The 21,609-nt window shown below is 39.0% G+C and carries 17 protein-coding genes; 16 read left to right on the plus strand and 1 reads right to left on the minus strand.

Annotation, left to right across the window (positions count from 1 at the left end; genetic code table 11):
• The first annotated feature begins 161 nt into the window (after positions 1 to 161).
• The 10 genes from hrcA (at position 162) to BLP54_RS01905 (ending at position 12,741) form a co-directional block, all read left to right on the plus strand.
• The gene (gene hrcA / locus BLP54_RS01860) at positions 162 to 1,211 is read left to right on the plus strand and encodes a heat-inducible transcriptional repressor HrcA (protein WP_090166193.1); all 1,050 of its coding nucleotides are present in this window, start codon (positions 162 to 164) and stop codon (positions 1,209 to 1,211) included.
• Positions 1,212 to 1,222: 11 nt separating this feature from the next.
• Positions 1,223 to 1,828, plus strand: a complete 606-nt coding sequence (grpE, locus tag BLP54_RS01865; RefSeq protein ID WP_090166195.1) for a nucleotide exchange factor GrpE — start codon at positions 1,223 to 1,225, stop codon at positions 1,826 to 1,828.
• Between the two features lie 26 nt (positions 1,829 to 1,854).
• The gene (dnaK, locus tag BLP54_RS01870; RefSeq protein ID WP_090166197.1) at positions 1,855 to 3,747 is read left to right on the plus strand and encodes a molecular chaperone DnaK; all 1,893 of its coding nucleotides are present in this window, start codon (positions 1,855 to 1,857) and stop codon (positions 3,745 to 3,747) included.
• 3 nt (positions 3,748 to 3,750) lie between these two features.
• Positions 3,751 to 4,920, plus strand: coding sequence for a molecular chaperone DnaJ (gene dnaJ / locus BLP54_RS01875; RefSeq protein WP_090166199.1), 1,170 nt, complete (start codon positions 3,751 to 3,753; stop codon positions 4,918 to 4,920).
• A 165-nt stretch (positions 4,921 to 5,085) separates the two neighbouring features.
• Positions 5,086 to 6,579: a UDP-glucose--hexose-1-phosphate uridylyltransferase gene (gene galT / locus BLP54_RS01880; RefSeq protein WP_090166201.1), complete on the plus strand. Its 1,494-nt coding sequence runs from the start codon at positions 5,086 to 5,088 to the stop codon at positions 6,577 to 6,579.
• A 148-nt stretch (positions 6,580 to 6,727) separates the two neighbouring features.
• A complete protein-coding gene (locus BLP54_RS01885; protein WP_090166203.1) occupies positions 6,728 to 7,423 on the plus strand; it encodes a polyphosphate polymerase domain-containing protein in 696 nt (231 codons plus the stop codon).
• A gap of 22 nt (positions 7,424 to 7,445) precedes the next feature.
• On the plus strand, positions 7,446 to 8,135 hold the full coding sequence (locus tag BLP54_RS01890) for a DUF4956 domain-containing protein (protein WP_090166204.1): 690 nt from the start codon (positions 7,446 to 7,448) through the stop codon (positions 8,133 to 8,135).
• Position 8,136: 1 nt separating this feature from the next.
• Positions 8,137 to 9,438: a carbohydrate-binding domain-containing protein gene (locus tag BLP54_RS01895; protein WP_090166206.1), complete on the plus strand. Its 1,302-nt coding sequence runs from the start codon at positions 8,137 to 8,139 to the stop codon at positions 9,436 to 9,438.
• 100 nt (positions 9,439 to 9,538) lie between these two features.
• On the plus strand, positions 9,539 to 10,987 hold the full coding sequence (gene gltX, locus BLP54_RS01900) for a glutamate--tRNA ligase (RefSeq protein ID WP_090166208.1): 1,449 nt from the start codon (positions 9,539 to 9,541) through the stop codon (positions 10,985 to 10,987).
• A 56-nt stretch (positions 10,988 to 11,043) separates the two neighbouring features.
• Complete coding sequence (locus tag BLP54_RS01905) at positions 11,044 to 12,741, plus strand: ATP-dependent helicase (RefSeq protein WP_090166210.1); 1,698 nt, start codon at positions 11,044 to 11,046, stop codon at positions 12,739 to 12,741.
• Positions 12,742 to 12,743: 2 nt separating this feature from the next.
• Here the strand turns inward: BLP54_RS01905 and BLP54_RS01910 are convergent, their stop codons facing one another.
• The gene (locus BLP54_RS01910) at positions 12,744 to 13,052 is read right to left on the minus strand and encodes a DUF1292 domain-containing protein (RefSeq protein WP_028246912.1); all 309 of its coding nucleotides are present in this window, start codon (positions 13,050 to 13,052) and stop codon (positions 12,744 to 12,746) included.
• Positions 13,053 to 13,182: 130 nt separating this feature from the next.
• Here BLP54_RS01910 and BLP54_RS01915 point away from each other — a divergent pair, with 130 nt between their 5' ends.
• The 6 genes from BLP54_RS01915 to topA all read left to right on the plus strand — a co-directional run bounded on the left by BLP54_RS01915 (position 13,183) and on the right by topA (position 21,550).
• The gene (locus BLP54_RS01915; RefSeq protein ID WP_090166212.1) at positions 13,183 to 15,036 is read left to right on the plus strand and encodes an alpha-amylase family glycosyl hydrolase; all 1,854 of its coding nucleotides are present in this window, start codon (positions 13,183 to 13,185) and stop codon (positions 15,034 to 15,036) included.
• A 15-nt stretch (positions 15,037 to 15,051) separates the two neighbouring features.
• Positions 15,052 to 15,594, plus strand: coding sequence for a DUF5662 family protein (locus BLP54_RS01920; protein WP_090166214.1), 543 nt, complete (start codon positions 15,052 to 15,054; stop codon positions 15,592 to 15,594).
• 17 nt (positions 15,595 to 15,611) lie between these two features.
• Positions 15,612 to 16,619, plus strand: coding sequence for a tryptophan--tRNA ligase (gene trpS / locus BLP54_RS01925; protein WP_090166216.1), 1,008 nt, complete (start codon positions 15,612 to 15,614; stop codon positions 16,617 to 16,619).
• A gap of 89 nt (positions 16,620 to 16,708) precedes the next feature.
• Complete coding sequence (locus BLP54_RS01930; protein WP_090166218.1) at positions 16,709 to 18,238, plus strand: YifB family Mg chelatase-like AAA ATPase; 1,530 nt, start codon at positions 16,709 to 16,711, stop codon at positions 18,236 to 18,238.
• Between the two features lies 1 nt (position 18,239).
• Positions 18,240 to 19,337 (plus strand): DNA-processing protein DprA, encoded by a 1,098-nt coding sequence (gene dprA / locus BLP54_RS01935; RefSeq protein WP_090166220.1) that lies wholly within the window; start codon positions 18,240 to 18,242, stop codon positions 19,335 to 19,337.
• 143 nt (positions 19,338 to 19,480) lie between these two features.
• Positions 19,481 to 21,550 carry a type I DNA topoisomerase gene (gene topA, locus BLP54_RS01940; protein WP_090166222.1) on the plus strand — a complete coding sequence of 690 codons (2,070 nt, stop codon included), beginning with the start codon at positions 19,481 to 19,483 and terminating at the stop codon, positions 21,548 to 21,550.
• Positions 21,551 to 21,609: the final 59 nt, after the last annotated feature.

The following is a 21,609-nucleotide window of genomic DNA, read 5'->3' on the forward strand; positions in this document are numbered from 1 at the left end:
GTTTATCATGTTTGGCTTTATTTATCTATTTATAAATCTAAAAAAAATCTAAAGTCAGTTGACAAAAGGATAGGGTAGGTGTAAATTAACATCAGAAAATGATTAGCACTCCAATTTGATGAGTGCTAACAATCAAAGGCGGTTGTGAGTGAGGTGAATGTATGGCAGATACAGAGCTTGATGAGAGAAAAGTTAAGATTCTAAATGCTATTATCAAAAATTATTTAGAAACAGGAGAGCCAGTTGGTTCACGTACCATTTCTAAATATACAGATTTAAATCTAAGCTCGGCTACCATTCGTAATGAGATGTCAGATCTTGAGGATTTAGGATATATCGTTCAGCCTCACACATCTGCAGGACGAATTCCTTCTGACAAGGGTTACAGATTTTATGTTAACAATCTGATAGCTTCCAAAGATAAAGAAGTTTCAGATATGAAGGAATGGATGATTGAACGAGAAGAGAAGATGGAGACTCTTCTTAAAAACGTGGCAAAGGTTTTGGCTACTAATACACAGTATGCTACATTGATTTCTGCTCCATCAGTTGTTTCGAACAGATTGAAGTTCGTACAGCTTTCAGCAGTTGATGAAAATCAGTTGCTTTCTGTTGTAGTTATGGATGGAAATATTGTAAAGAATAAAATCATTCACATTGACAAGCCACTTGATAATGAGACATTACTTAAGCTAAATATGCTTTTGAACACAAATCTTAATGGTCTAGCCGTTGATCAGATTAATCTAGCGCTTATTACCAGATTAAAGGATCAGGCGGGAATTCATGATGAGATAGTTTCCCAGGTACTTGATACTGTAGCAGAGACCATTACAGAAGATGAAGATTTACAGGTTTACACCTCGGGTGCGACTAACATCTTCAAATACCCAGAGCTTTCAGATTCAAAGAAAGCATCTGAGCTTTTAGATACCTTCGAAGAAAAGCAGTCGTTGATAGAGCTTCTCGCAGAGAATGCTTCTGATGAGGAGACAGGCATTCAGGTATACATCGGTGATGAATCACCAATATCTACCATGAAGGATTGCTCAATTGTTACAGCAACATACGAACTTGGAGACGGAGTTAAAGGCACAATTGGTATTGTAGGTCCAAAACGAATGGATTACGAAAATGTTGTTGATAATATAAAAAGTCTCAAGGGACAGCTTGATAAGCTGCTCCGTAATGAGAAGAAAAATGATAGTTAGGAGATTTCTTAATGGCAGAGAATAAAATGGAAGAGTTTTCTACAGAAGAAGCAGTTAAGGAAGCTGTAGAGAACGCTGAAGAAATGAAAGAGGAAGCTGCGGCTGAGAATACAGAAGAGGCAGCTGAGGCTAAGGGTTCTGAGAAAGAATCTAAGAAGGGCTTCAAGAAAAAGGAAAAGAAAAAAGACAAAAGAGACGAGCAAATCGAACAGCTTAATGACAGAGTAATGCGTCAGATGGCAGAATTTGAAAACTTCAGACGCAGAACTGAAGTTGAAAAGTCTCAGATGTTTGCAACAGGTGCAAAGAGCATCGTAGAAAAGATTCTTCCTGTAGTAGATAACTTCGAAAGAGGTCTTGCTACAGTTGAGGAAGGAGCAGATCCATTTGCAGATGGAATGCTCATGATATATAAGCAATTACTTACAACTCTTGATGAGGCAGGAGTTAAGCCAATCGAGGCTGTAGGACAGGAATTCAATCCAGATTTCCACAACGCAGTAATGCATGTTGAGGATGAGGAAGTTGGCGAGAACATCGTCGTAGAAGAATTCCAGAAGGGCTATATGTACAATGACACTGTAGTCCGTCATTCAATGGTAAAGGTAGCAAACTAAGGAAATTATTTAGGAGGATATAAATCATGGGAAAGATTATTGGTATCGATTTAGGAACAACTAACAGCTGTGTTGCTGTTATGGAAGGTGGAAAGCCTACTGTTATCGCAAATACAGAGGGTGCTAGAACAACACCATCTATCGTAGCATTTACAAAGACAGGTGAGAGACTTGTTGGTGAGCCAGCAAAGCGTCAGGCTGTTACAAACGCTGAGAAGACTATCGCTTCTATCAAGAGAGATATGGGTACAGATAATGGTCGTATCATCGACGATAAGAAGTACTCTCCACAGCAGATTTCAGCTATGATTCTTCAGAAGCTTAAGAGCGATGCTGAGAGCTACTTAAATGAGAAGGTTACAGAGGCAGTTATCACTGTTCCTGCATACTTCAACGATGCTCAGCGTCAGGCTACAAAGGATGCTGGTAAGATTGCAGGTCTTGATGTAAAGCGTATCATCAACGAGCCTACAGCAGCTGCACTTGCTTATGGTCTTGATAACGAGCAGGAGCAGAAGATTATGGTATACGATCTTGGTGGTGGTACATTTGATGTATCTATCATCGAAATCGGTGATGGCGTTATTGAGGTTCTCGCTACAGCTGGTAACAACAGACTTGGTGGTGATGACTTTGATCAGAAGATTACAGATTGGATGCTTGCTGAGTTTAAGGCAGCTGAAGGCGTAGATCTTTCTACAGATAAGATGGCACTTCAGAGACTTAAGGAAGCAGCAGAGAAGGCTAAGAAGGAGCTTTCTTCAGCAACAACTACAAACATCAATCTTCCATTCATCACAGCTACAGCAGAAGGTCCAAAGCACTTTGATATGAACCTTACACGTGCTAAGTTTGATGAGCTTACACATGATTTAGTAGAGGCTACAGCAGGCCCTGTAAATCAGGCTCTTAAGGATGCAGGTCTTAATGCATCAGAGCTTTCAAAGGTACTTCTTGTTGGTGGTTCTACAAGAATCCCAGCAGTTCAGGATAAGGTAAAGGCTCTTACAGGTCACGAGCCAAGCAAGACTCTTAACCCAGATGAGTGCGTAGCTATCGGTGCTTCAATCCAGGGTGGTAAGCTCGCTGGCGATGCTGGTGCAGGCGATATCCTTCTTCTTGATGTAACACCACTTTCACTTTCTATCGAGACAATGGGTGGTATTGCTACAAGACTTATCGAGAGAAACACAACTATCCCTACAAAGAAGAGCCAGATTTTCTCTACAGCAGCTGATAATCAGACAGCAGTAGATATCAACGTAGTACAGGGTGAGCGTCAGTTCGCTAAGGATAACAAGTCACTTGGACAGTTCAGACTCGATGGTATCCCACCAGCAATGAGAGGTGTACCACAGATCGAGGTTACATTCGATATCGATGCAAACGGTATTGTAAACGTATCTGCTAAGGATCTTGGAACAGGTAAGGAGCAGCACATTACAATTACAGCTGGTTCTAACATGTCTGATGATGATATCGAGAAGGCAGTTAAGGAAGCTGCTGAGTTCGAGGCTCAGGATAAGAAGCGTAAGGAAGCTGTTGATACAAGAAACGATGTTGAGAGCTTTGTATTCCAGACAAAGAAGGCTCTTGATGAGGTAGGCGACAAGATTGACGCAGCTGATAAGGCAGCAGTAGAGGCTGATATCGAAGCAGCTCAGAAGCTTCTTGATCAGTACACAACTCCAGAAGAGATGTCTGATTCACAGATTGGTGAGCTTAAGGCAGCTCAGGAGAAGCTTACAGAGTCAGCTCAGAAGGTATTCGCAAAGATGTATGAACAGTCACAGGCAGCTCAGGGTGCAGCTGGTGCAGGCCCAGATATGAGCCAGTTCACAGGTGCAGGCGCTGGAGCAGGTGCAAACACAGGCGCAGCTAACGATGACGTTGTAGACGCTGACTTTAAGGAAGTGTAATAGATGGCAGAACAAAAACGTGATTACTATGAGGTCCTTGGTGTTTCCAAGACAGCCTCAGAAAGCGAGCTCAAAAGTGCATACAGAAAGCTTGCAAAGAAATATCACCCAGATATGAATCCAGGTGATGCTGAAGCTGAAAAGAAATTTAAGGAAGCCTCAGAAGCCTATGCGATTCTTTCTGATCCAGATAAGAGACGTCAGTACGACCAGTTTGGTCATGCAGCCTTTGAAAATGGCGGAGGCGGAGCCGGTGGTTTCGATTTCTCAGGTATGGATTTCGGCGATATTTTTGGCGATATTTTCGGAAGCTTCTTTGGTGGCGGCGGAAGAAGTGCATCTAATGGTCCTATGCGTGGTGCAAACCTTCGTGCAGCTGTTCACATCACGTTTGAAGAGGCAGCCTTTGGTTGCGAGAAGCAGATAGAGATTACACTTAAGGAAGAGTGTGCCGCATGCCACGGTTCAGGTGCAAAGCCTGGTACAAGCAAGCGCACATGTACTAAGTGTGGCGGTAAGGGACGTGTAATGGTTACACAGCAGTCCCTCTTTGGAATGGTTCAGAACGTTACTACTTGTCCAGATTGTCATGGTACAGGTGAAGTTATTGATACTCCATGTCCAGATTGTAACGGTACAGGTTATGTATCTCGCAGAAAGAAGATTGCTGTATCTATTCCTGCAGGTATTGATAATGGTCAAAGCGTACGCATTCGTGAAAAGGGTGAGCCAGGAAGAAATGGTGGTCCTAGAGGCGATTTACTTGTAGAGGTTATCGTTTCCAGTCATCCTACATTCCATCGTCGTGATTATGATATTTATTCAGAGGCTCCAATTTCATTTGCTCAGGCAGCACTTGGTGGAGAGGTTATCATCGAGACGCTTGATGGAAAGGTTTCATACGAGGTTAAGCCTGGTACTCAGACAAATACTCAGATTCGCTTAAAGGGCAAAGGAATCCCATCACTTAGAAATAAAGCAGTGAGAGGTGATCATTACGTTACACTTGTTGTTCAGGTTCCTACATCTCTTTCTAAGGACGCAAAGGATGCACTTAGAAAGTTTGATGAGCTTACAGGAAGTACAACTACAGGTGGTCCAAAGTCTGTTAAGACAGAGAAGAAGCGTAAGGGCTTTGCAGATAAAATCAAAGATGCAATAGATGATTTATAAAAATATTTGGCTAGTAGTCTACACAGACTACTAGCTTTTTTAATAGTCGAATTTGCAAGAATTTTGGTGGTTAAGCTTGTTTATGAAAACTGAAATATTATAAAATAGTTTCCGTAGGGGAATGAATAATTTGAAATACAATAATTGAATTAATCGGAGGGGACTATGATTCAGGAAAGTATTAAAAAATTAGTTCAGTATGGAATTAATAAGGGGCTTACACCTGAATGTGAGCGTATCTATACTACAAATCTTTTATTAGAATGTCTGAAGGAAGATGAGTATACTGACCCAGATTGTGATTTATCAGACATTATTCTTGAGGAGGTTCTTGCAGATCTTTTGGAGGAAGCAGTTAAGAGGGGTATCATAGAAGACTCTATTACATATAGAGATTTATTTGATACAAAGCTGATGAACTGCCTTTGCCCAAGACCATCACAGGTTATTAACGAGTTTGATAGTATTTATAAGAATAAAGGCGCTAAAGATGCTACTGATTATTTCTATAATCTTAGTAAAGCATCGGATTATATTCGCACATACAGAGTAAAGAAGGATTTGAAATGGACCACTGAGACTGATTACGGTACATTGGATATTACAATTAATCTTTCAAAACCTGAGAAGGATCCTAAAGCTATAGCTGCTGCAAAAAATGCAAAGCAGTCTTCATATCCAAAGTGTCAGCTTTGTATGGAAAACGAGGGGTATGCAGGTCGTACAAATCACCCTGCAAGAGAAAACCACAGAATTATTCCAATAACAATTAATGATAGTAAATGGGGCTTCCAATATAGCCCATATGTATATTATAACGAGCACTGCATCGTATTTAATGGCGAGCATACTCCAATGAAGATTGAGCGTGCTACTTTTGTAAAGCTTTTTGATTTTGTAAAGCTTTTCCCACATTATTTTCTTGGAAGTAATGCAGATCTTCCTATCGTAGGAGGTTCTATTCTTAGCCACGACCATTTCCAGGGCGGATGCTATACATTTGCAATGGAAAAGGCTCCTATCATAAGAGAGTTTACAGTTGCAGGCTTTGAAGATGTTAAGGCAGGCATTGTTAAATGGCCTCTATCAGTAATTCGTCTCCAGTGCAAGGATGAAAAGAGAATTATTGATTTAGCTGAACATATTCTTAATGCTTGGCGGGGCTACACAGATGAAGCAGCATTTATCTTTGCTGAGACAGATGGAGAGAAGCACAATACTATTACACCTATTGCAAGAAAGCGTGGAGATTTATTTGAGCTTGATTTAGCTCTTAGAAATAATATCACTACCGAGGAGCATCCTCTTGGTGTTTATCATCCACATGCTCACCTTCATCATATAAAGAAGGAGAATATCGGACTTATTGAGGTAATGGGACTTGCAGTTCTTCCTAGTCGTCTCAAGGGTGAGATGGAACAGCTTGCGGATTACATTGTTAATGGCAAGGACCTTAGAAGCAATGAGGTACTTGAAAAGCATGCTGATTGGGTAGAAGAGTTCTCTAAGAATTATGAACACATAGATGCTAGCAATGTAAAAGAAATCCTTGAACAGGAAATTGGTAAGGTCTTCTGTGAAGTACTAGAGTGCGCAGGTGTATACAAGTGCAATGAAGAAGGACTTGCAGCATTTATGAGATTTGTTGATACATTATAATATTGTTTTTTAGCTCTTTGATGGGAGACCATCAAGGAGCTTTTTTCATTTAATCTTTTTTTGAAATTCATTTTACCTTCACTTAACAATCACTTTCCCCCATTAGATTATAGCCATAGCAACAAATCACACAGAAAGGAACCAAAGCATGGCTGAGATTCAAAAAGTATTTAACAGATACGAAAAGAAATTTCTACTAGATGAAAATACTTATCTTAAATTTAAGAAAGATTTGGATGAATATATGGAGGAAGATAATTACGGAATCCATACCATTAGGAATATATATTACGATACTCCAACAGATGAACTGATTAGAACATCAATTGAGGGACCTAAGTACAAAGAGAAATTTAGAGTTCGCTGTTACGGAAAGCCATCCTACGATAGTATGTGTTTTCTGGAAATAAAGAAAAAATACAAGGGTCTGGTTAATAAGAGGCGAGTAGCAATTCCAATGGAAGAAGCTGAAAGCTACCTGATTGATGGAGTATTACCAACGAATCCAAATCAGATTTTTAGAGAGATAGATTATTTCTTTAGTCATTATCCTCTAGAACCTAAAAGATACATAGCTTATGACAGACTGGCATTATTTGGAAAAGAGGATTCAGAATTTCGAGTTACTTTTGATATGAACATAAGAAGCAGGGATTACAACCTGACCTTGTACAGTGATGAGGATAATGAGTATCTATTAGAGCCAGGTCAAAGATTAATGGAAGTTAAAATATCAGATTCAATGCCTTTGTGGTTTGTAAGATTACTATCAAGGTATGAGATATATCCAACATCATTTTCGAAATATGGAAATTTTTATAAGAAGCAATTAAAGGAAGCGTAAGAAAAGGAGTAAATAAAAAAATATGGAATCGATTTTATCAGCAATTCAAAGTACAAATGTGGAGACAACATTTACAATCGCAGACGCATTAATGGATGCAGGTCTTGCAGCAATTTTAGGACTTATTATTTCATTTACGTATATCAAAACAGGAAAAAACTCAAAGAATTTTGCAAGAACACTTATTATTTTACCTAGTTTAGTTTGTCTTGTAATGTTGGCAGTTAATGGAAACTTTGGTACAAGCCTTGCAGTGGTAGGCGCCTTTTCGCTGGTTCGATTTAGATCACTTCAGGGAAGCTCCCGGGACATAGGGTTCATTTTCTTTACAATGACAGTAGGTATTATTTGTGCAATTGGAGAATTGCCGCTGGCACTTTTGGTAACAGCATTTATTTGTGCAATCCATATGGTTCTTTACTATACAAACTTTGCAGCAAATGATGTGGATGAAAAGGATCTTAGGGTAACAATTCCAGAAAATCTTGATTATAGCGATATTTTCGATGATATTTTTGAGAAGTATACAAAGAGCCATAAGCAGGTGGCTGTAAAAACTACAAATATGGGCTCTATGTATGAAATCAATTATAGGGTAAAATTAAATGATGAAAAGCAGGAAAAATCATTCATCGATGAAATCCGAATGAGAAACGGAAATCTTACAGTTGTATGTGGTCGTTGTGATATGAACGAAGCAGAGGAATTATAATATGAAAAATAAAATTGTAATTAGTATTTTAGGTTTATTACTTGTTGGTTCTCTGGTTGGCTGCAGTTTTAATAAAACTAATACAGCTACTTCAGCAAAATCAGAGGAACAGACAGAAACTACAGTCACCACAGAAGAGGTATCTTCGGATACAGCTTATAGTGATGCTGCATCTGCATCAGCTGCTTATAAGGAACTGACTATTAAAACCGATTGGGATAGTAAAGCTACTGTTACATTTTCATCTGAAGGAATGACTATAGATGGAAGTGGATGCTCTAATGAGGATGGTGTTTTATATATCACAGAGGGCGGTGCCTACACACTGACAGGCGCTAGTGAAAATGCATCCATTCTTATAAATACAGATGAAAATGTAAAGCTGATACTCAATGGTGTTGAATTAAAGAGCGAAAAAGGTCCTGTAATTTATGGCGAACAGGTAAAGAATCTTTATATTGAAACAGCAGCAGGAACTACAAACTCATTAGAAGATGCTACAGAATATGAAACAGACTCGGAAGATAACGAGATTGGAAAGGCTACTATTTCATGTAATGATGATTTAATCTTTTTAGGAGAAGGTACGCTTAATGTAACAGGAAACTATAAGCATAGCATTGCCTGCGATGACAAGCTTTATATAGAATCTGGAACAATCAATGTCGTTTCAAATGTGAAGGATGGAATTCGTGCCAATGACCTTTTGAGCATAGACGGAGGAACTGTTAACGTCACTAGTGAAAACGAGGGTATCGAGTCAAAGAGCTTGATATTCATAAATGGAGGCGATTTAACTGTAGATTCTGTAGATGATGGTATTAACGCCAGCTGCTATATAGAAATCAATGGAGGAACAGTTACTGTTAAAAGCACTAATAATGATGCTATAGATAGTAACGGCGGTTTTGATGGTTGCCTTACCATAAATGATGGCGTTGTTAATGCTACTGGAGCTGGAATGCCAGATGGCGCCTTAGATGCGGATGAATCTTCTGTCATCATAAACGGAGGAAAGGTAACTGCTACAGGAGGCTGCAACAGCCCAATCATTGAAAACGGCGGAGATAATAATATTACCGGCGAGACATTCTCAGGCGGAGGAATGGGTGCCCAGGGTGGCAAAGCAGGCCCAGGTGGTCAGAAAGGTCAGGGCGGCCCAGGACAGAAGGGGGATTTTGATCCTAATAACCTTCCAGAGGATTTTGATCCTGAGAACAGACCAGAGCCACCAGAAAATGGTGAAAAAACAGAAGCGCCAGAAGGTGGCACTGATAACCAACAGAATGATGATTCATTATAAGAATCAACTACTTGAAAAAAATAGAAATTGGTATAAAATAATTAAGGACTGCGGATTTTTGCAGTCCTTAGTTTATTTTTGATATTGAGAGGAAATATAAATGAGTAAAGTAAGAACACGTTTCGCACCATCACCAACTGGTCGTATGCACGTTGGTAATCTTCGTACAGCTCTTTATGCATATTTAGTAGCAAAGCACGAGGGAGGAGATTTCCTTCTTAGAATAGAAGATACAGATCAGGAGCGTCTTGTAGAGGGCGCTGTTGATATTATCTACAGAACACTTGCAGCTACAGGCCTTATCCACGATGAAGGTCCTGATAAGGACAAGGGTGTTGGCCCATACGTTCAGTCTGAACGTCAGGCAGCTGGTATCTACCTTGAGTACGCAAAGCAGCTTATCGAAAAAGGAGAAGCATATTACTGCTTCTGTGATGATGAGCGTCTTGCAGAGTGCAAGCAGGTTATCGGAGATAAGGAGATTCACATTTATGATAAGCACTGCCTTGGTCTTTCAAAGGAGGAGGTAGAGGCTAATCTTGCAGCTGGAAAGCCTTATGTTATTCGTCAGAACAATCCTCGTACAGGTACAACTACATTTGTAGATGAGCTTTACGGAGAGATTACAGTAGATAATGCAGAGCTTGATGATATGATTCTTATCAAGTCTGATGGATATCCTACATACAACTTTGCTAACGTAGTAGATGATCACCTTATGGGCATCACACACGTTGTTCGTGGTAATGAGTATATTTCATCATCACCTAAGTACAATCGTCTCTATGAGGCTTTTGGATGGGAAGTACCTAAGTACATTCACTGTCCACTTATTACAAATGAGGAGCACCAGAAGCTTTCTAAGCGTTCAGGTCACTCTTCTTACGAAGACCTTATCGAGCAGGGCTTCCTTACAGAGGCAGTTGTCAACTTCGTAGCTCTCCTTGGATGGTCTCCAGAGAATGATAACGAGATATTCTCACTTGAGGAGCTTGTAAAGGAGTTCGATTATCATCGTATTTCAAAGTCACCTGCAGTATTCGACATCACAAAGCTTAAGTGGATGAATGGCGAGTACATGAAGGCTATGGACTTTGATAAGTTCTACGAGATGGCTGAGCCTTACCTTAAGGAATACATCAAGAGCGATGTAGATCTTAAGAAGATTGCAAAGATGGTTCAGACTCGTATTGAGGTATTCCCAGACATCAAGGATCACGTTGATTTCTTTGATGCTGTTCCAGAGTATGACAGTGCAATGTATACTCACAAGAAGATGAAGACAAACGAAGAGTCATCACTTGCTGTTCTTAAGGAGCTTTTACCAGTTCTTGAGGCTCAGGATGATTATTCTAATGATGCTCTTTACACACTTCTTTCAGGATTTGCTACAGAGCACGAATATAAAAATGGATACGTTCTCTGGCCAGTACGTACAGCTGTTTCAGGTAAGCAGATGACTCCTGGCGGTGCAACAGAGTTGATGGAGATTCTTGGTAAGGAAGAATCTATCAAGCGTATCAAGGCAGCTATTGAAAAGTTGTCATAATAGGGTTCAAATTTAATTAGTTGGTTGATCTTGAATATTGGGCATAGAGGAGTTTTATGAATCTTAATGCCACACAAAGGCAGGCTGTTCTCCATAAGGAAGGACCCTGCCTTGTTATAGCAGGCCCAGGTAGCGGTAAAACCGCCGTTTTGACACAAAGGGTGAGAGAGCTTATTAATTCAGGTATACCAGCAGAACAGGTTTTGGTAATTACTTTTACCAAAGCTGCAGCGATAGAAATGAAGGAACGTTTCGAAGGTTTATCAGAGGAGAAAGCTCCCGTGACCTTTGGAACGTTCCATTCTTTGTTTTGGGGAATAATACAAAAGGAACTTGGATATAAAAATTCTGACATAATAATGGGCCAGATGCGGGAAAGAATTTGGAGGGAAGCTCTTCATTTTGCAAAAGACGACGAGAAGGAGGCCAAGAAGAAGTATCAGCAGATTAAGGATAAATATCATGTGGTAGATTTTGACGATATGCTTACAAAAGCCTACAAGTTATTCATTCTAAAGCCTGAGGTTTTGAAAAAATGGCAAAGCAGATTTTCTTATTTCCTTGTAGATGAGATGCAGGATATGAATGACCTTCAGTTTAAGCTTATTACCATGTTATCTGCCAGGACTAATAATTTATTCTGTGTAGGTGATGATGACCAGTCAATTTATGGTTTTAGAGGTGCTAATCCTAAAATTATGCAGGATTTTATGGAAATATATCCCAAGGCCCAGAAGATTATTCTTGATTATAACTATAGAAATCCAGTCAACCTTGTGGAAGCTGCAGGAAGGTTAATTAGCGTTAACAAAAACAGATTTAGTAAGGATATCAAAAGCACTGCTCCTGAAGGGAATATAATGGTGGAAGAGCATTTTTCACCCGAGGAGGAAGCCAAAGCTATTATTGAACAGCTTATAAGCCTTAAAGATACGGGATACGACTATGATAAAATTGCTATCTTGTATCGTAATCATTCTGATGCCAGATATGTGGTGGATAAGCTTGTGAACGCCAGTATACCTTTTTATCTTAAGGAGCAGATGCCTAATATATATTCGCACTTTATCATTAATGATATAGAGACATATTTTCAAATTTCTATAGGGAATATCACTAAAGCACGAATACTTGGTATACTAAATCGACCTAACAGATTTCTTCACAGGCAGTCCTTGGAAAAAGGGTCTTCTAAGAAGGCAATGTTGGATTTTTACCGTACAAGTCCATATAATTACAGAACTGTAGAAGCTTTATGGACTGATATTGAGCTTATATCAAAAATGTCCCCAGTAGCCGCCATTAGTTACATTAGAAAGGCTATGGGCTATGATACTTTTTTGGTAGAAGAAGCTGTTAAAAAACAGGTAGAGGTGGCAGAGTATTACGAGATTTTGGATTTCCTGACGGAGGTTTTTAGGGAAAGCAGGACAATACGACAGGCTATAGATAAGCTTAATATACTCAGGCTGAAAATAGATTACGAGAATAAAAATATGAATGTCGATAAAACTGGAAAGGTAGGGTTATATACACTTCATTCCAGTAAGGGTCTTGAGTTTGAAAACGTTTTTATAATTTCTGCAAATGATGGGATTATCCCTTCCAATAAAGTGGAGAGTCGAGAGGATATGGAAGGAGAGAGGCGTCTATTTTATGTAGGGATTACCCGTAGTAAAAAGAACCTTTATATATCCTATACAAATAAAAAAAATCGGGACAAGTCCCGATTTTTAGATGAAATGAAGTTGTGATATTACTCACCGAAATCCTCATCACAGATTTCATCGAAGCGCTTTGAAACAGCTTCGTATTCTTCATCAGATTCAATGTTGTCAAGGGATGGAGCACCTGTCTCATCTTCGAAATAGCGATAGATGAACACTTCTCCGTCCTCGTTTGGCTCACCATTCTTATCAAGTGGAAGCAATACGATATAATCCTGATCATTAACATCAAATATTGTAAGGATTTCACATGTAACCTCTGAACCGTCATCTAAATTCAAAGTAACTACTACATCATCATCCTCGTTATCAACTGGGAAAACCTGATTCTCGTCCATCTTATACTCCTTTTAAGATAATATTTGTTTAAGAACTGCCCTTATGATATAATTCATCAATGGCGATGTCTAGTAATTTTTGATATTTCAGCCAATAATTACACAACATGCAAGAAAATGGGGCTTAATCATGAACATTTCAAGAGGAGATTTTGGGGAATATGGTCCACGAATTAGTGGAAGAGATGCAGTTACCTTCACATTTGCTGTGAAGCCTTCTGCGGAGAAAATCTCCATCATTTTATTCGATAAATCCACATATAAACAATTATCTTTAATAGAGCTTTCTAAGGATTATGCTGTTGGTGCTGTATATTCAGTACTGGTAACAGGTATTAATCCTGATGAGATATGTTATCTTCTGAAGGAAGATAAAAAAGCTTACGTCGATCCATATGCTACAGCTATTGTTGGGCGTGACCTATGGGCTGATGTTACAGGTAGAGAAAAGCATCAGTTCAAAGTTTATTCTGGTATTTCCCATATCGAAAAGGATTGGAAGGACACAAAAGTCCAGATTGAGCCTACTGATATGGTTTTATATAAGCTTCATTTAAGAGGCTTTACCGCTGGTTTTAATATGTCAGAATCTAAGGTGGGTACCTACAAAGGCTTGACATCTAAGATTTCTTATCTTAAAAAGCTTGGTATTACGAGCGTTGAAATCATGCCTCTGTATGATTTTGAGGAATTATTCCTAGAGACAAAGGGCGTCATTTCTCCAAAGGGAAAAATGACAGATGTATTAGAATACACAGGAAAGACTAATTACTGGGGCTTTGGCTTAGCTAATTATTTTGCACCTAAGGCATCATATTTTGGTGGTGCAGGCAAAGCCTGTGACTCTATGAGAAATCTGATTAGTACACTGCATGCCAATGGCATGGAAGCTATTATGGAGTTCTCCTTTGCTCTTGAGGTTAGTCCACAGGTATATATCGATTGCTTAAAGTACTATGTAAAATATTTCCATATAGATGGCTTCCATATTGTTGGCTGTAATGCACCTATTGAGCGTATTGCTGCAGAGCCATTTTTGGCAGAAACAAAAATCTTTTATGAATACATTCCAGAGGAGATTCTTTGTCAGGAGTCAGGTAAGAAGCATTTGTTTATCTACAATGATTCCTTTATGAACGTCACAAGACAGATTCAGAATCATATGAATGGAAGTATGGTTCAGTTTGCAAATCATATGCGTAGACAGAATGGCTCATATGGTTTTGTGAATTATATGGCTAATGTTAACGGTTTTTCCCTTTGGGATTCTTACTCTTACGGTGAGAAGCACAACATGGATAACGGTGAAGAAAACCGTGATGGTACCAATAATAATTATTCCTTTAATTATGGTATTGAAGGAAAAACCACAAATAAAATAATTAATGCAAATCGTTTTAGAGAAATGAGAAATGCTTTCACAGCTCTTTTCATGTCTCAAAGCGTTCCACTTATTGTTGCTGCAGATGAAACGGCAGCTACACATGAGGGTAATAACAACCCATATTGTCAGGATAACAAGATTGGCTATACTATGTTTGCCAAGAACAAATCCAAGAACACTTTGCAAAAATTCGTTATGGAACTTGTAGCTTTTAGAAAGCATCACAAGTGTCTTAGAGGCGAAACTCCATTTTACATGAATGATTACAAACATCTTGGTCTTCCTGATATGTCGTTTCACGGCTCAGAACCTTGGATGATGAGTATTGGCGAAGAGCAGAAGGCTCTTGGCGTTCTTTATAATGGCGCTTATGCTAACGAAAAGGAAGATGTTTTTGTATGCTATAACTTCCACTATGACAGTGTTGATATGGCACTTCCTCTTTTAGCGCCAGGAAAGCGATGGCGCCTTTGCTTTAATACGGCTGAGTTTGATGATAAGAGTGATTTTTCACCTAAACCAATTCATGATCAGCAATCAATAAAAGTACCTGGTAATTCCATTACAGTTCTTGTTGGAATGAAGCCAGAAAAGAAATAAGGCTAGGAGTTTTTCATGAAGGCTTGGGAACATTTTAAAACAATTACTCATCATAGACATTTAGTTATGAAGGGGTGCTTTGCTGTAGGCTTATATAAGCAGGGGCTTCTTTATGATTTATCAAAATATTCATGGACAGAATTTTCTGTTGGCGCTAAATACTATCAGGGCTTCAAAAGTCCTAATAATGCTGAGAGAGAAGCAACAGGAGTATCTCTGGCATGGCTTCATCACAAAGGCCGCAATAAACATCACCTTGAATACTGGATTGATTACGGTATAGGTGAAGGTGAACACGGTTGTATGACTGGAATGGAAATGCCAGTTAAATATGTAGTTGAAATGTATTGTGACAGAGTTGCTGCCTGCAAGACTTATCAGAAGGATGCATACACAAACAGAAGTGCCCTTGAATACTATGAAAAGGGTAAAGGAAAGTACATGATGCATGCTAATACTGCAAAGCTGTTGGAGAATATGCTTACTTATCTTGCAGAACACGGCGAGGCAGCTACTAACGACTACATCAGACGAGAAATATTAAAGAATAAAAAGTAAGTTCGGAGATAATAATTATGGAAAAAGAGAAAAAAGTATTATATTCAGGAATGCAGGCCACAGGCAAGCTTACTATTGGCAATTATATTGGAGCCCTTAAAAACTGGGTTAATTTACATGAAGAGTACGACTGTTTCTTTGGTGTAATGGATTTACATTCACTTACAGTTAGACAGAATCCTACAGAATTCAGGCAGAATGCCAGACGTATCTATACACAGTACGTGGCAGCAGGTCTTGATCCTAAGAAAAACTGCATCTATTTCCAGTCACATGTACCAGCTCATGCTGAGCTTGGATGGGTTCTTGATTGCTTCACTTACATGGGTGAGCTCAACCGCATGACTCAGTTCAAGGATAAGTCTGCAAAGCACGCTGACAATATTAATGCAGGTTTATTTACATATCCAGCCCTTATGGCTGCTGACATCCTTCTATATCAGGCAGACCTTGTTCCAATTGGAGCTGATCAGAAGCAGCACCTTGAGATTTGTCGTGATGTTGCAGAAAGATTTAATAACATTTATGGTGATGTATTTACCATCCCAGAGGGTTACTTCCCAAAGACTGGAGCAAGAATCATGTCACTCGCTGAGCCTACAAAGAAGATGTCTAAGTCTGATGAGAACACAAATGCAACCATCTACCTTGTAGATGACAGAGATACAATTATCCGTAAGTTCAAGAAGGCTGTTACAGATTCTGATGCAGAGGTTCGTTATGACACTGAAAACAAGCCAGGCGTTTCTAATCTTATGGAAATCTATGGCGTTGTTACAGGCAAGACTATGGATGAGATTGCCAAAGAGTTCGAGGGCAAGGGCTATGGCGACTTTAAGCTTGCTGTTGGTGAGTCAGTAGCAGATATGCTTGATCCATTCCACCAGCGTTGTGCTGAGTTAGAAAAAGATAAGACATTTATTGACGAATGCATTAAGGAGAATGCAGAAAAGGCTTCTTATTTTGCAAATAAGACTCTTCGTAAGGTTCATAAGAAACTTGGACTTACAGAAAGAATCCGATAGTTATAAAAGAATTGATTTGAAGACAGGAGTGTGCTAATATAACTCCTGTCTTTTTTCTATCATCTAAACATAATCCCACAGGAGATTAATTGTATAGTATTGTAAAAACCGCTACCATTTTTGGTATCGATTCTAAAATTATATCTGTTGAAGCAGATATATCTGAGGGTATGCCTATGTTTGATATGGTTGGCTACCTTTCCTCGGAGGTGAAAGAGGCGAGAGAGCGTGTAAGGGCAGCCTTAAAAAATGAAGGTTACACGTTGCCTATTAAAAGAATCACCGTTAATTTATCACCAGCAAGTATTAGAAAAACAGGAGCAGGTTTTGATTTACCTATCGCAGTTGCCATATTATCGGCTATAGGCATAATTAATTGCGAAAGGCTAGAGAATATATGCATATGTGGAGAAATCGCCTTAGACGGCAAAATACAGCCTGTAAATGGTGTGTTATCCATGGTGATCGAAGCAAAAAGAAACAATTTGGATATTGTTATTGTTCCTGAAGAGAATTTAATGGAAGCAAGACTGGTTCCAGATATCATCACAATCGGTGCAAAACAGCTGCGAGATGTTATTGATTTATTGAATCAGAATGAATTCTATATGGAGGAACTTAGTTTTGAATTTCCACAAAAGCCTCAAGAGGAAGCCTTTGATTTTTCGATGATTAATGGACAGCAGGCTCTAAGACGTGCCTGTGAGGTGGCTATTTCTGGAATGCATAACCTTCTTATGGTTGGGCCTCCAGGGGCAGGAAAATCCATGATTTCAAAATGTATTCCCACAATTCTTCCAACAATGGATGCTGAGGAGCAAATGGAGTTGTCAAAGATTTATTCTGTTTCAGGGATGTTTGATGAACGCCTTGGATTAATAAAAAACAGACCTTTTAGAAGTCCTCATCACACTATTTCAGCTCAGGGCTTGGTGGGGGGAGGACATATTCCAAAGCCAGGGGAAATATCACTGGCCCATGGTGGAGTTCTCTTTTTAGATGAGCTTACAGAATTTAGTAAGTCCACGCTTGAGATACTCAGACAGCCATTGGAGGATAAAAAGGTTAATATAGCAAGAGCCCAGGGAAGCTTTACCTTCCCTGCAGATTTTGTGCTGGTGGCAGCCATGAATCCATGTTCCTGCGGTTATTATCCTGATTTGAATCGATGCCATTGTACGAGAATGTCTATTCAACGATATTTAAATAAGGTTTCTCAACCACTTCTGGATAGGATAGATATTTGCGCTGAGGCGCCTACTTTGAATTTTGGAATGTTAAATAACAAGCAGGATAATGAATCTTCTGCAGATATAAGGACTCGTGTAATTAAAGCTCATGAAATTCAAAAGAATAGATATGCTGACTATGGATTTAGATTTAACAGTCAGATTCCAAGCAATTTGATTGAGAAGTTTTGTCAGCTGGATGAAGAAGAATTAAATTACATGGAAGCTATGTATGAAAAGTATTCATTGACTGCAAGAACTTATCATAAAGTCCTTAAGGTGGCCAGAACAATTGCTGATATGGCAGGAAGTGAACAAATTAAACTTATTCACCTTCAAGAAGCTATCTTGTATCGAGGATTAGATAAGAAATATTGGGAGGAGGGTTAGTATGAATGAGATAGTTTACCAGTACTGGCTTCTTTCTAATGAGGATATTTCTTACAGTAAGAAAGTAAAGCTAATTGATTATTTTTATGATTCCTATAATCTTTATACGTCGCAAAAATCAGCGCTACTTAACAGTGGTTTGCTTGATGAAAAAACAATAGATAAATTCCTGTTTAACAGGTCCAAATATGATTTGCAAAAGGAATATGAAAAATTTACTCACACACCTTTTTCATTTTCTACTGTAGAAGGAAAAGCTTTTCCAGAAAAACTAATGAATATTTACGATACACCTTATGGTTTTTATTATCTTGGTAACCTTCCTGATTTTAGTAACTGTGTTTCTATTGTTGGGGCAAGACGTTGTAGTGCCTATGGCAAAAAAATAGCTCACGAACTGGGAAGAGAGTTGGGAAAAGCTGGCTTTACTGTAATTAGCGGAATGGCAAGGGGCGTTGATTCATATGGGCATAAGGGGTGTCTAGAGGGGGGAGGTAATACCGTTGCAGTGCTTGGCTGTGGCTGTGATGTTATTTATCCTCCTGAGAATCATTTATTATATGAAGAGATAGCAAAAAATGGAGCTGTCCTTTCGGAATATCAGCTGGGGACAAATCCTGTAGCTATGAATTTCCCTAGAAGAAACCGTATAGTTTCAGCCTTATCAGATATCGTGATTGTAGTAGAAGCAAGGGAAAAGTCAGGATCTTTGATAACCGCTGATTTTGCTCTTGAACAGGGAAAAGATATTTATGTTGTCCCGGGCAGGGTTGGAGATTCATTATCTTCAGGATGTAATAAACTTATATCGCAAGGCGCAGGTGTTATTTGGGACATTAATCAGTTTATTAATGAAATTTCTGATTTATGCGGTAAAACACCTGAGAATATTGTAGTGAAGAAAAAGAAGAGCATGATGGATTTAGAGCCAGAACTTCTTCAGGTATACAATTATTTTGATTTATATCCCAAGAGCTTATCTACAGTTTTAGAGGAATCTGGAATGGATTATCTTCAGCTTTTATCGCAGGTTTTAGCCTTAGAACGTAAAGGCCTGCTAGCAGAGGCCTTCAAAAATAATTATATAAAACAAGGGTAATTTGGTATCGGTTTTTGTAACGAAGATTTGAATGTTCTGTCAATAATTAAAGTTTTTCTTGAAAATAGAAATTTAATGTTGTATAGTGAGTAACGTTTCAATATAATATTGGAGCGAAACTAGAATATGGAGATGGAGTTTCTATGGCAAAAAATCTGGTTATCGTAGAGTCGCCAGCAAAGGTGCATACCATTAAGAAGTTTTTAGGAAGCAATTATGAGGTAATGGCTTCTCAGGGACATATTAGGGATATGCCAAAGTCTCAGCTGGGATTTGATCCTGAAAATGATTTTGAACCTAAATATATAACTATTAGAGGAAAGGGCGAGTTACTTGCAGCGCTTCGTAAGGAAGTGAAGAAGGCAGACAAAATCTTTCTCGCAACTGATCCCGACCGTGAGGGAGAAGCTATTTCTTGGCATCTTACTCACGCACTTAATTTACAGGACAAAAAGGTATATCGTATTACCTTTAATGAAATTACAAAAACTGCTGTCAAAAATTCACTTAAGAATCCACGTGAAATTGATATGGATTTAGTTGATGCGCAGCAGGCACGTCGTATGCTTGACAGAATGGTTGGATATGAGATTTCCCCCCTTCTTTGGGCAAAGGTTAAGAGAGGCCTTTCAGCAGGACGTGTTCAGTCTGTTGCACTTAGAATTATTTGTGACAGAGAAAAAGAAATTGAACAATTTATTCCTCAGGAATATTACACACTTGATGTGCTTTTAGATACAGCAGGTGCAAAGAAGCCTATCGTTGCCAAGTATTATGGCGATAAGACAGGTAAGAAGGATATCTCTGATAAGGAAAGTCTTGATAAGATTATGGCAGAGCTTAAGGGCGCTGATTTCAAGATTGCTTCTATCAAGAGAGGTACTCGTGAGAAGAAGGCACCACTTCCTTTCACAACATCTACTATGCAACAGGAAGCCTCAAAGGCTTTGAATTTCTCAATTCAGAAGACTATGAGTGTTGCCCAGCAGCTCTATGAAGGTGTCAGTGTTAAGGGACATGGTACAGTGGGTCTTATTACATACTTACGTACAGATTCTACACGTGTTTCTGATGAAGCTAAGGCAGCTGCAGAAGATTTCATTTCTGCAAACTACGGAGATAAGTATTTATCTGAGACAGCAGGAAGCTCAAAGAAGAACACAGGTAAGGTTCAGGATGCGCATGAAGCTATTCGTCCTGCAAATATCGAACTTATTCCATCTGAGATTAAGGACAGCCTTACACGCGATCAATATAGATTGTACCAGCTTGTATGGAAGCGTTTTGTAGCCAGCCAGATGGCAAACGCTCTTTATGATACAGTATCACTTAGCGTTTCAGCTAAGGACCAAGTGTTTACAGCATCTGAATCATCAATCAACTTTGATGGATTTATGATGATTTATACAGCTGCGGATGATGAAGAAGATTCTAAGACTCATCCACTTGCAAAGCTTACAGAGGATACAAAGCTTTCCTTTAACAGCTTTGAGGAGAAGCAGCATTTTACCCAGCCATCGCCACATTTTACTGAGGCATCATTGGTTAAAACTTTAGAGGAGCTTGGAATTGGAAGACCTAGTACATATTCGCCTACAATTACCACTCTTTTAAAGAGACATTATATTACAAAGGAAGCTAAGAACCTTTTCGTTACAGAGCTTGGTGAGGTAGTTAACTCTATCATGGTTGATTCCTTCCCAATTATTGTTGACGACAAGTTCACTGCTAATTTAGAGCTTCTTTTGGACGGCGTTGAAGAGGGCACAGTTGAATGGAAGTCAGTTGTCAGAAATTTCTATCCAGATTTGGAGAAGGCAGTTAAGATTGCCGAGGAAGAGTTGGCAAAGGTTGAAATTCACGACGAGGTTACTGATGTTATCTGCGAGGAATGCGGAAGAAACATGGTAATCAAGTTTGGACCTCACGGAAAGTTCCTGGCATGTCCTGGTTTCCCTGAGTGTCGAAATACAAAGCCATTTTTGGAGAAGATTGGAGTTCCTTGTCCAAAATGCGGCGGAGATGTTGTAATTAGAAAATCTCAAAAGGGCAGAAAGTTCTTTGGCTGTGCTAATCACCCAGAGTGTGATTTTATCAGCTGGTCAAAGCCAACAACTGTTAAATGTCCAAAGTGTGGCACTTATATGGTAGAGAAGGGCAATAAGCTTGTTTGTGGCAACGATGAGTGTAGATTTGTCCAGAGTCAAAATTAATATTTGAATAGTTAAAATATTCTGAAATTAATTGAAATTTAATGCATTCAGTGCTATAA

Source organism: Pseudobutyrivibrio sp. 49 (assembly GCF_900100545.1).
In the GTDB taxonomy this organism is placed as follows: Bacteria; Bacillota; Clostridia; order Lachnospirales; family Lachnospiraceae; genus Pseudobutyrivibrio.